Here is a 12,007-nt window from a genome sequence, read left to right as displayed (position 1 = left end):
CAAAAAATAGTACCTAAAGTAAAGAAACACTGTGATGAAACAAAAAAAGCCGATCTGACGATCGACTTTAATAAAACATACGTTTAGAATTTTAAGAATCGGCGCATTGATAAGATGGAACCAAGCGAACCAATCACGATACCAATCAGTGCCATCACACCGCACACTTGTATTAGAAACATATTTGGTGCAATTAAGCTGTAATTTGAACGTAGCAAGGATGGATTGACCATTGCATAAACTTGATGATACCCGAAGTACATCAACGCAATTGGGACAATTGATCCTAAGAGTCCGATCCAGCCGCCTTCAAGGAAGAATGGCCAACGAATGTAGCCGTTTTTCGCCCCAACCAGACGCATGATTTGAATTTCTCTTTGACGGGACAAAATCGTGATCCGAATCGTATTAGAGATTAGGAACATTGCCACAAAAATCAGTAAGACAGCAGCAGCTAAGCCCCAAGTCCGCACAGCCGCAGACAATTCAAAGATTCGGTCAGAAGAATCTCCACCGTAATCGGCTTTAAAGACATTCGGCAAATCCCCAGCTTGTTCTGCGATCTCTGTCGTATACTCTGGATCTGTTGCACTTACAACAAATACGTTATACAGTGGATTACTGTCGCCTTCGAACAAGTTCCATGAATCCCCCATGGCATCCTGGATCTTCTGCAATTCTTCGTCTCGACTAGAAAATGTCACTTCTGAAACGTTCGGCAGATCATTTAAGGCCTGTTCTAAAGCATCCATGTCTTCTTGTTCTGTACCAATATCAACGAAAACCGACACGTCCACATTCTCACGAATATCTTCGGCTAGTTTTGTTGCATTTAAGATTACACCTAGAAAAATACCGACTAATGTTAATGTGATCGTCACGGCACTCAATGACGCGATAGTCATCCAGCCGTTACGCTTTAAACTTTTAATACTCTCCAGGAGATGACGGAAAAATGTTCTAATCATCGTAACCATATTCTCCTTCCGCTTGGTCGCGAATAATGCGGCCATTCTCAATCGCGATCACGCGATGACGAATCGTATTTACGATCGTACTATTATGGGTCGCCATAACGACCGTTGTTCCTTGTGCATTGATTCGATCAAGCAATTTCATGATTTCCCATGAGTTTTCAGGATCTAGATTTCCGGTTGGTTCATCCGCAATCAATACCTTCGGTGTATTTACGATGGCACGAGCGATCGACACCCGTTGTTGTTCCCCACCGGAAAGTTCACTTGGAAAGACCCGAACTTTATGTTTCAGTCCGACCAAATCCAAAACTTCCATCACCCGTTTTTTGATATCACGGGGTTTGCGTCCGATAACTTGCATTGCATAAGCAACATTTTCAAAGACCGTTTTCCGCGGTAAAAGTTTGTAGTCTTGGAAGACCACGCCGATTTCCCGGCGCATCAAAGGGATCTCACGGTTTTTCATGCCGACCAAATCATATCCTGCGACATTCAAAACGCCTTTTGTTGCTCTTTCTTCTCGATACATCAATTTGATAAAGGTTGATTTTCCGGCGCCGGATGGTCCAACGACATAGACAAACTCCCCTTGATCAATTGAAATCGAAAGGTTACGGATAGCAGTCGTACCATTAGAGTACTTTTTCATTATATCTTTCATTTCTATCATACAGCTATCTCTCCATCTCAAATTTTCATTCTGGCTTATTATAGCATGAATATATTTCACCTTGCTTGCAACAGATTACAATTGTGTTTCAATCTGTTTAAGTCATACCAGGTTATTTTTGATTCAGTTTCAGCTTCAAATAGGCATCGATAAAGCCGTCCAAATCGCCATCCATGACTGCCTGTACATTCCCAGTTTCGAAATTCGTTCGGTGATCTTTGACCATTGAATAGGGATGGAAGACATAAGAACGAATTTGCGAGCCCCAGCCGATCTCTAATTGCTCGCCTCGCAAGGCTGCTGCTTCTTGTTCTTTCTTTTCGACTTCTAATTGATACAGCTTAGCTTTCAACATCCCCATCGCTTGCTCACGGTTTTTCAGCTGTGAACGCTGGGCTTGGCTAGCGACCACTGTACCTGTTGGAATGTGAGTGATCCGCACAGCAGATTCGGTTTTGTTGATGTGCTGTCCACCAGCGCCGCTTGCGCGGTACGTATCGATCTTCAAATCATCTGAGTTGATCTCCACATCGATCGCCCCATCTAATTCTGGCATCACATCCACCGAGCAAAATGACGTATGCCGTCTCTTAGCAGAATCAAAAGGTGAAATACGGACCAAGCGATGCACGCCTTTTTCCGACTTCAAATAGCCATAGGCGTTGTGGCCTTTCACAAGTAATGTGACACTTTTGATCCCCGCTTCATCACCGGCTTGATAGTCCAAAGTTTCCACCTGATACCCATGTTGTTCGCAAAAACGAGTATACATCCGTAACAGCATGCTGCCCCAGTCTTGCGACTCGGTACCGCCTGCTCCCGGGTGCAGCTCGATGATGGCATTGTTTCGATCATAGGGTTCATCTAACAACATCGACAATTCATAAGAAGCCATTTTCTCATTTAACTTACCGATTCGCGCATCAAGTTCTGCTTCCATTTCCGGATCGGCTTCTTCTTGAATCATTTCCAACATCACTTCGAGTTCTTCCAATTCTTCTGCTAGCTGATTGAATTGATCGTAAGTCTCTTTGTTGGCATTGTTGGCGTTAATGACTTGTTGAGCTTTTTCTGAATCATCCCAAAAGGTAGGATCTGCCATTTGGTGTTCCGCTTCCGCAATGTCCTCTTCTAACTGATCTAAGTCAAAGAGACCCCCTAAAACTGATTATTTTTTCATTCATCTGGGTCAATTGATTCCGAATATCTGCGATTTCCATTAAAATTCCTTCTTTCTTTTTTTCTTACAAACGAAAGTAGACTGGACAAAAACGTCTGCCAGCCTACTCTCACCTTTTTCAAAACTTGTTACATATTTTTCCCGTGGCAATTCTTGAATTTTTTCCCGCTTCCGCAAGGACAAGGATCATTGCGGCCCACGTTTTTGAAACTTGGCGCTTGGGCAGCCGGTGCTTCTTCTACCCCTTGTGCTTCTCCTTGGGCTACTTGTTCCCGTTGAACGTTTTGGCGGATTTCTGCCTTCATAAACAGACGAGTTACTTCATACTCGATGGCTCCAACCATGTTTTCAAACATATTGAATCCTTCTGTTTGGTATTCAACTAACGGATTGTTTTGTCCATAAGCCCGTAACCCAACCGATTGGCGCAATTGATCCATGGCATCGATGTGGTCGGTCCACTTCGTATCAACGACTCGTAAAATCACTACTTTTTCAAATTCCAGTAATTGTTCTGGACTATTAAGTTGTGTTTTCTTTTGTTCAAAGACTTCTTCTGCCCGTTGGTTTAGATAATCTTTAATCTCTTGAGCTGATTTGCCCTTGATGTCTTCAATACTGATGGTATCTTCATGAACAAGTGCATTAGCAGCAAAATCAACGATTCCTTCATAATTCCAATTGCTTTCTTCTAATTGCGTATGACTGTCAACGACACGGCTGATGGAACGTTTCACCATATTCATTAATTGTGGTGAAAGATCCGTTTCTTCCATGATTACTTCTTGACGTTGTCCGTAAATAACTTCCCGCTGTTCTCGCATTACGTCATCGTATTGCAAGACGTTTTTCCGGGTATCGTAGTTATTCCCTTCCACTCGTCTTTGGGCAGATTCTACTTGTTTTGAAAGCATCTTACTTTGGATCACGGCATCGCCTTCATCGATTTTCATCCGATCTAAGAACACTTTGATTCGTTCAGAACCAAAACGTTTCATTAAATCATCTTCTAGCGACAGGTAAAATTGCGACATCCCTGGATCTCCTTGACGTCCCGCACGTCCCCGCAACTGGTTGTCGATCCGTCGTGATTCGTGACGCTCGGTACCAATAACTGCCAATCCGCCTAGTTCTGCAACACCAAGACCCAACTTGATATCCGTTCCCCGACCAGCCATATTGGTCGCGATCGTTACAGCGCCTTTTTGCCCAGCATTCAAAATGATTTCCGCTTCTTTAAAGTGATTCTTAGCATTCAATACTTCATGAGGAACTTTCTCCCGATCAAGCATTGATGATAGTAATTCAGAAGTCTCAACAGCGACCGTCCCTACAAGGACTGGTTGCCCTTTGCGGTGACGTTCTTTGATGTCTTGAACGACTGCTTGGAATTTGCTGGTAAGTGTTGGATAAAGCAAGTCCGCACGATCATCCCGTAAGATCGGTTTGTTCGTAGGAATCTGAATGACTTGCATGTTATAGATTTCTCTAAACTCTTCTTCTTCCGTTTTCGCAGTACCGGTCATCCCAGACAATTTTTTGTACATCCGGAAGTAGTTCTGGAATGTGATCGTCGCCATCGTTTTGGTTTCATCTTCGATCTCGACACTTTCTTTTGCTTCAATCGCTTGATGCAGTCCGTCAGAATAGCGGCGGCCATCCATGATCCGACCTGTAAATTGGTCAACAATCATTACTTTGCCATCTTGCACCACGTAATCAATGTCACGGATCATGATGTAATTCGCCCGCAACGCTTGGTCCAAGTGATGGGTCAATGCGGTGTTTTCGATATCATACAAGTTTTCTAAGCCGAAGGTCTCCTCCGCTTTTTCGATCCCACGTTCTGTCAAGCCGATCGTTTTTGATTGAATATCGATTTTGTAGTCTTCTTCTTCCGTCAAGCGTTTGACGAAATTGTCGACCCGATTGTATAGCGCGGTCGATTTTTCTGCTTGTCCTGAAATGATCAATGGCGTTCTCGCTTCATCAATCAAGATCGAATCGACTTCATCGACAATGGCATAGTTTAATGGACGTTGTACCATTTGATGACGATAAACCACCATGTTGTCCCGCAAATAGTCAAACCCTAATTCATTGTTTGTACTATAAGTGATGTCACAAGCATACGCCGCACGTTTTTCTTCTGCTGATTTTGAGTTGATGTTCAAACCGACTGTCAATCCTAAAAAGTTGTACAGCTCTCCCATCTCAGTCGAGTCACGAGTTGCCAAGTATTCATTGACGGTTACGACATGGACGCCTTGACCACTCAAGGCATTCAAATAAACAGGTAATGTCGCCGTCAAGGTTTTCCCTTCACCGGTACGCATCTCTGGAATATTCCCATCATGCAAGACGATCCCACCCATTAATTGGACGTGGTAAGGATAAAGACCCAAAACGCGTTTTGCAGCTTCACGTACTACTGCAAAAGCTTCAGGTAATAATTTATCCAAAGTCTCTCCCTCTTGGAAACGACGACGAAATTCATCGGTTTTCCCGCGTAATTGTTCATCAGATAAAGCGGCCATTTCATCCGCATGTGATTCAACTTGATTCGCAATATGGTCAAGACGTTTTAATTCTTTTTTGTCGTTTTCGATTAATTTTCTAAAAAAATTGGCCATACCTTAATAATTCTCCTTTTACTTCTACATTATCCTAGCTGGAAACTCTCCTAACTATTTTAGCACTAGTTCACCATAAATGAAATATTTTTCGATAGAACTATCGCATCAATCTTGCGTGATAAACGGATTCTTAACCTTTTTTCACAGATTTTAAAGAAACGAAGGGAAAAAATACGCAACAAGCCATCGATCGGTGCCCAAAGTCCAGCGCACGTCCAAATGACTTGTTGCGAATATTTGCAAATTAGGCCGTTTTAAAACGGGTTTTTAAGAAAGCTAAGAAGAGCATCAGCAGCATGCCTAAAGATTGGATCCCAATCATCAAGATGATGTCCGCGCCAATAAATCCTGCCAACATCGCCACCAGAGAGCCTGCCCCCAGTGCATTTAAAATCACGTTGGTACTTTCTTTGAAACTGCTGATCGTCGACAGTCGCGACTTTTTCGTCAGCCAGAGGAAAAACGCTGCGCCCATGACGAGGATACTATTCATTGCCACCAATAAAAATGCCACCGTGATCGTCTGGCTGAAGAAAATCGCCGTCTCGTTGTTGCGATAAAAGCCGTCTTCGATCACTTTCTGAAACGAAGCCGCATCATGCACTTGATCAGGCATCATTTCCGCCGTGTAACGCATCTCATAATGATAGGTTTGTCCATCGATTTCCTCTTTGATGGTCCAGTCTGTCTCACGAAAATTGATGGCATATTTTGCTTCCTCAAGGTCCGCTTCTGAAAGCGCAACACCTATAATGCCCGCTTCTGTTTGCGAAAAGACTTGTGACTCATCCGTTAAAAGTTTGCCATCTTCCAGCTGCAGTTCACTGTATTCGGCTGCTGTTTCAGCAGTCATGAGTGTTTTTGCATGGGGAAAAAATGCTACAAAGGCTTGATCCGTTTGCTTGCTGATCATCAAGGTCAGCGGGATCATCAGCAAGGACATCAAGAAAATATAGACAAACACTTGCTGCCAGCGATTTAATTTTTTACGCCATGCATAGACTTTTGTTGGAGAAAATATGGCCCCAAAGTATGTTAAGGGAAATCGTTGTTCAGACATCCTATCATTCCTATCCTTTTGTTCCGCCCGAGGTCAAACCTGAAACAAAGTATTTTTGTAAGAAGAAAAACAGTGCAGCAATCGGTACGGCGATCAAAATCGCCCCAGCCGCAAAGAGTGCTACCCGTTGGTTACGGGCATCGTTGATAAAAGTCTGCAGACCGACTGCGACGGTCAAACGCTCTTGTGAGCGAAGCAAGAACCGCGCCAGCAAGAATTCGCCGAATGGCCCCATAAAGGCCCACAATGCTTGGACGGCAACCATTGGTTTTACGAGGGGCAAAACGATTTGCCAAAAGATGCGAAAATGCCCTGCACCGTCAAGTTTTGCTGATTCATCCAAGTCGATCGGTACCGTATCAAAGTACCCTTTCATCAGCCAAGTATTCATGGGAATCCCACCACCGATATAGATCAGTGTCAAGAACCAGAAACTATCTAGGCCGTTTGCTAATAAGCCCATGACATAAAAAGCGGTCAACGCCGACATTGTTGGCACCATCTGAACGATCAAGAACACCATCAAACTGCTCTTACGACCGGCAAAGCGATAACGACTGTAAGTATACCCTGCCAGTGTTACGATCATTACTTGGATCACCATCGTGGAAACAGCCACGATCAAGGTGTTTTTATACCATGTCAAATAGGGGGTTTCATTGAACAATCGTCGAAAGTTGTTCAATGTCCAATCCGCATCAAAATCCAAGCGAAAGGCGATCATATTCCCTGCCTTGAAGGCTGAGGTTGCGGTAATCAACAAGGGATAGATGATAACGATCGATAAAGCGATCATAAACAAGTAGGTAAATAATTTGCTGAAAGAAAACTTTTTCTTTTTCATCCTCAATCCTCCATATTAAATGCATTCGTCTTTTTAAACACCAGTAATGAAATGGAAATCACCACAAAGGAAATGATCAAGGTCAATGCAGAAGCAATCGAGTATTGTGGCGAGCCGCCCGTCGTCAATTTGTAGATCCATGAAATCAAAATATCCGTCGAACCGGCATTTCCACCTAAACTCCCTGGACCACCTTCGTTAAAGAGATAGATCATGGAGAAGTTATTAAAGTTCCCTGTATATTGCGTAACGAAGGTTGGTGCTGCCACCAAAAAGATCGCCGGTAACGTAATATTGCGAAAACGCTGAATCGCATTTGCTCCATCCATTTTGGCTGCTTCATACAAATCTTCAGAAATGGATTGTAAAATCCCTGAGACCATAACATAAATATATGGAAACCCTAACCAACCTTGAATCAAAATAATCGCGGTCTTTGTCCAAAACGGGTCGGTTTTCCAAGCAATATTGCCAATATCCACAAAGGGCAGATTGTTCAATAGCGGGATCACCTGCGTATTGATCGCTCCTGCGGTATCATTAAACATATTTGAAAAACTCATGATTGTGATAAACGCTGGCACCGCCCAAGGAAGCAAGAAAATCACCCCGAAGACCCGACGGAACTTCACAAATTTTTGATTGGCAACAACTGCTGTCAGTATTCCTAAGGTAATTTGCAAAGTAGTTGCTAAAACGGTCCAAATCACCGTCCAACTAAACACTTTTACAAAGGTGTCGCGGTAAGAACTTAAGGTGAAGATATTCGTAAAATTCGAAAAACCGATCCAGTCGATTAAGTTTGCTGGCGGAATATGTCGAAAATCATAGTTGGTAAACGCCATGAAGAGTGTCACCATTACCGGAAAAATAATTGCTACGATCATCACCAGATAGGCTGGGATCGTCAATAGATAAGCGAAACCATCCTCATACAATTTATTGAAAAACTCTTTTCTCGTAACTGCCACCGGGAACCCTTTTTCAATACTTTGGCGAACTTGATAGGCATCTTTGATATTTAAAACCCAAAAGATAATGAAAATAACGGTAACGATGACCTGTAGCGTTCCTTCGATCAACAAGAACAAAGAATTGTGTTCCATCGGTACTGATCCCAGTGTGACAAAGTTATATAATGCTTGTCCACCGAACAAAAGCATTTCGCCTAGAAAAATTAGAAAGACCGCAAAAAAGAGTCCCGCTTTAAATTTCTGACCATTTTTGAATTGTCCCACCCCAGGGATGATTGAAAGAAGCGCTGTCTGCGTGGCTTTTGAATTCGTCCTCATATGTATCCTCCTTAAAATCGAAAGTCTGCCAAGCGGCCGACGATCCATAGAAATCAATCTCATCAAGCAATTTCTTGCGTGCTACGTTGCAAGGAATCCTTTTGACAAACATCCTCTATAGAATCGTCGACATGAATGACAGACCGTAATCGGCTATTTATTAATATTTCTGCTCAATCGCTTCTTCGATTGTTTTGGCAGCATTATCCGCTGCTTCTTGAGGAGTCATATTGCCTGAACCTGCATCAAACAGCATGTTTTCAGCCCCTACCCAAACCTCAGACATTTCAGGGATATTTGGCATTGGTTGTGAAACACTGTATTGCTCGATCACTGCTTTTGCTACTGGATCATCAGAAGCAGCAACTGTTTCTTGAGCCATAATGTTTGCTGGAATATCATGACGCATTTCATACAATTTCTCTTGATTAGCTTCGTTTGTTAAATATTCGACAAATTGTTGAGAAATGTCTTTGTTTTGTGAGTAGTTGGAAACAACCCATGCTTTTCCACCACCAAACGTTTCATAATCATTGCCATTGCTCAGCGTTGGGATTTTCGCTACGCCATAGTTAATCCCTGCTTCTTCAAAGCCGTTCACGCCCCATGGTCCGTAAATGATGGCTGCTGTTTTGCCTTGGTTAAAGTAATCTAACATCAAGTTTTCGTTGGCTGATACATCCAGCATTCCTTGCGGCCAGACATTTTGGAACCAATCAGTTGCGTACGTGATTGCTTCAACAGAACCTTCATTGTTGATCCCTAAATCAGATGGATCTGTCCCTTCATCCCCAAAGACATAACCACCATAACCAGCTAATAGACCATACGTATAATAAAAGTCTGTCCAACGAGCTAAGAAACCAACATTGTCATCGCCTTCTGCAAAACGATCATCTTTTGCTAGCTCTTCTAAATCAGAAAAAGTTGCTGGCGCTTCATCGATCAAATCTTTGTTATAGAACATGACAACTGCTTCAATCATTGCTGGTGCGCCATAGATTTTATCATCGATCGTCACTTGTTGCTTGTCTGTATCGCTGTACCGTCCATCATCTGGCAAAGTCATTTCTGCCAAATGCCCTTGCGAGCCTACTTGACCTACACGATCGTAAGGAGACATCGTAACATCTGGACCTTTCCCAGCAGGACCGTCTAGTTGAAGCGCATCCATTTGATCGAACATATCCATTTCTACAACGTTGATGGTAACATCATTTTCAGATTCAAAGTCAGATTTCACTTCATTGATATAATCAATATAGTCTGCTCCTACAGAGACCGTGAGCGTTTTTTCATCGCTACCTGAACCTGCATCTGCATTACTACCATCGGTACTACCACCGTTGCCGCCACACGCCGCAAGCGCTAACAACGCACTTCCTGAAACTAATCCTAGAGCTGCCTTTTTCCAATTCACTTTCATCCTGTTTACCTCCTGCAATTTGTAACTCCATTATGCAACCGGTTTCTTAAAATGGCAAACCTTTTCTAAATGTTAGCGATAACAAAAATAGAAAAAGCCTTTAAATTAAGATGTCGATGAATCGAAAAGAAATTGCGCAACCATTTGCTTAATTTTTCATTTTGTGGATTCACGAACCACGAGTTGAGGTAAAAAGCGCTGTTGTCGCTGGCTCGTATCATTATGTTCGATTTTTTGGATCAATAATTCGCCGCAAACTTCCCCCATTTCCACAATGGCTTGCTTCATCGTTGTCAATTTTGGCGAACTTACCTGATCAAGGAATACGCCATCGTAGCCGATGATCCCAAAATCATCTGGCACCTCCACTCCGATCGACTGTAAGCCTTGATTGATGCCTAACGCTAAACGATCTGTGGCACAGATAAAACAAGTGTTTTTCATTAAATGCTCATTCTGCGATTGGATAAACTTGCGGGCGGCGGAAGATCGGTTGTCAAAACGATAGATTTTTGGTGATATTCCCGCTTTTGTGACTGTATCTATGTACCCTTTTTCTCGGCTTTTCGTAAACGCTTCTTCCAACTCTAAACCAATATAGACCAATTGTTGATAGCCGGTGTCGATAGCATGTTTGCATGCAGAAACGATTCCTTGGTAGTTGTCACTGTCAACAAAACTGAACCCAGCTTCATTTTCGCCAAATAACACCACAGGCTTTCTTAAATTTCTTATCCAGTCCATGTCAGCCTGGCGAAAGCCCGTAATGATGCAGCCATCTGCTGGACCACGATCCACCCCGTCAGTCGTAACTAGCTGCAAAGAATAGTGTGCTTTACCAATAGAACGAGCGATCCCAACCAATAAGTTCATATAGTAAGGTTCCGTCGTATCCATCTCCTCTAAAATATACACTTTGATGATATGGGAACGCTTGGAAACTAATGATTTGGCAGCAATATTCGGCTGATAATCCAATTCAAGCATCGCTTGATGAACCAGCTGCTTTAACTCTTCAGTTACTTTGTCCGGATGATTGATCACTCGAGAAACGGTCATTGCGGAAACATTTGCTTTTTTAGCAACATCTGCTAGCGTAGTCATGATTCACTCTCCTTGTATTATTTCATCTATAGTATAACATAATAAACCAAAAGAATAACCAAGACACTCTCTATATAAAAAAGATTTCCAGCCAATTTAACGAGTATAAAAAAACAGAGTAGCTTCTCAGCTACTCTGTCAAAAAAGACTATTTTTTGGGGTGTCGAGAAAAAGGTATCAACACTTGTTAATCGGTTTCGATCAACCCGTATTTGCCATCTTTTCGACGATACACAATGCTCGTTCCATTCGTTTCCGCATCTTCAAAGATAAAGAAGTTGTGTCCAAGCATGTTCATTTGTAAAACAGCTTCTTCACTGTCCATTGGTTTTAAAGACAAACGTTTTGTACGTACGATGTCTAATTCAGAACCATTGTTTTCTTCATCGTTTGCTTCAGTTGTGAACAAATCACCATCTGTTGGCGGAACCAATGCTGTCTCGCGAGATTTGCGGTTGATTTTTGTTTTAAATTTGCGGATTTGGCGTTCCAATTTGTCAACAACCAAATCGATACTAGCATATAGATCAGGTGAGGTTTCTTCCGCACGCAGAACTAAGAATGGTAAAGGAATCGTTACTTCTACTTTTGCTGTTTTTTCAGTATAAACTTTCAAATTAACATGTGCTGTTGCTTCCGGCACATCGTTAAAATAACGTTCTAATTTACCTACTTTTTTCTCGACGTAATCACGGATCGCTTCTGTTACCTCGATATTTTCGCCGCGCACATTATATCTAAACATAAAAATTACCCCTTTCGTCTACCAGTAAAGAAGGAAAAGGACCACTCTTTTCTTCTTCTTAACTCTATTATAT

The 12,007-nt window shown here is 42.4% G+C and carries 9 protein-coding genes and 2 pseudogenes; all 11 read right to left on the bottom strand.

Features of this window, described 5'->3' with window-relative positions; genetic code table 11:
- Positions 1 to 83 precede the first annotated feature (83 nt).
- The 11 genes and pseudogenes from ftsX to hpf all read right to left on the bottom strand — a co-directional run bounded on the left by ftsX (position 84) and on the right by hpf (position 11,934).
- Positions 84 to 968 carry a permease-like cell division protein FtsX gene (ftsX, locus tag IGJ17_RS04660; RefSeq protein WP_016620650.1) on the bottom strand — a complete coding sequence of 295 codons (885 nt, stop codon included), beginning with the start codon at positions 966 to 968 and terminating at the stop codon, positions 84 to 86.
- The gene (gene ftsE / locus IGJ17_RS04655; protein ID WP_005237293.1) at positions 961 to 1,647 is read right to left on the bottom strand and encodes a cell division ATP-binding protein FtsE; all 687 of its coding nucleotides are present in this window, start codon (positions 1,645 to 1,647) and stop codon (positions 961 to 963) included. The genes ftsX and ftsE overlap by 8 nt, the downstream gene beginning before the upstream one ends.
- A 112-nt stretch (positions 1,648 to 1,759) precedes the next feature.
- Positions 1,760 to 2,867, bottom strand: a protein-coding gene (gene prfB, locus IGJ17_RS04650) for a peptide chain release factor 2 (RefSeq protein ID WP_101495161.1) whose coding sequence is annotated in 2 segments (ribosomal slippage) — positions 1,760 to 2,794 and positions 2,796 to 2,867 — 1,107 coding nt in all. Because the reading frame shifts where the segments join, the coding sequence is not laid out codon by codon here.
- Between the two features lie 88 nt (positions 2,868 to 2,955).
- Positions 2,956 to 3,030: pseudogene (locus IGJ17_RS04645) on the bottom strand (SEC-C metal-binding domain-containing protein); the annotation flags it as partial.
- Positions 3,031 to 3,075: 45 nt separating this feature from the next.
- A pseudogene (gene secA, locus IGJ17_RS04640) lies at positions 3,076 to 5,460 on the bottom strand (preprotein translocase subunit SecA); the annotation flags it as partial.
- A 247-nt stretch (positions 5,461 to 5,707) separates the two neighbouring features.
- Positions 5,708 to 6,523 (bottom strand): DUF1189 family protein, encoded by an 816-nt coding sequence (locus IGJ17_RS04635; protein WP_005237296.1) that lies wholly within the window; start codon positions 6,521 to 6,523, stop codon positions 5,708 to 5,710.
- A gap of 10 nt (positions 6,524 to 6,533) precedes the next feature.
- The gene (locus IGJ17_RS04630) at positions 6,534 to 7,367 is read right to left on the bottom strand and encodes a sugar ABC transporter permease (protein ID WP_005237297.1); all 834 of its coding nucleotides are present in this window, start codon (positions 7,365 to 7,367) and stop codon (positions 6,534 to 6,536) included.
- Between the two features lie 2 nt (positions 7,368 to 7,369).
- Positions 7,370 to 8,659, bottom strand: coding sequence for a carbohydrate ABC transporter permease (locus IGJ17_RS04625; RefSeq protein WP_005237298.1), 1,290 nt, complete (start codon positions 8,657 to 8,659; stop codon positions 7,370 to 7,372).
- Positions 8,660 to 8,819: 160 nt separating this feature from the next.
- Positions 8,820 to 10,085 carry an extracellular solute-binding protein gene (locus IGJ17_RS04620; protein WP_061053856.1) on the bottom strand — a complete coding sequence of 422 codons (1,266 nt, stop codon included), beginning with the start codon at positions 10,083 to 10,085 and terminating at the stop codon, positions 8,820 to 8,822.
- Between the two features lie 156 nt (positions 10,086 to 10,241).
- Entirely contained in the window at positions 10,242 to 11,189 is a 948-nt protein-coding gene (locus IGJ17_RS04615; protein ID WP_005237300.1) for a LacI family DNA-binding transcriptional regulator, read from the bottom strand.
- Between the two features lie 187 nt (positions 11,190 to 11,376).
- Entirely contained in the window at positions 11,377 to 11,934 is a 558-nt protein-coding gene (gene hpf, locus IGJ17_RS04610) for a ribosome hibernation-promoting factor, HPF/YfiA family (protein WP_005237301.1), read from the bottom strand.
- Positions 11,935 to 12,007 lie beyond the last annotated feature (73 nt).

The sequence above is a fragment of the Enterococcus sp. DIV1096b genome (genome assembly GCF_050498765.1).
GTDB lineage: Bacteria > Bacillota > Bacilli > Lactobacillales > Enterococcaceae > Enterococcus_D > Enterococcus_D entomosocium.
Note: the sequence above shows the minus strand (reverse complement) of the source record. Positions and strands in the feature narration are given on the sequence as shown.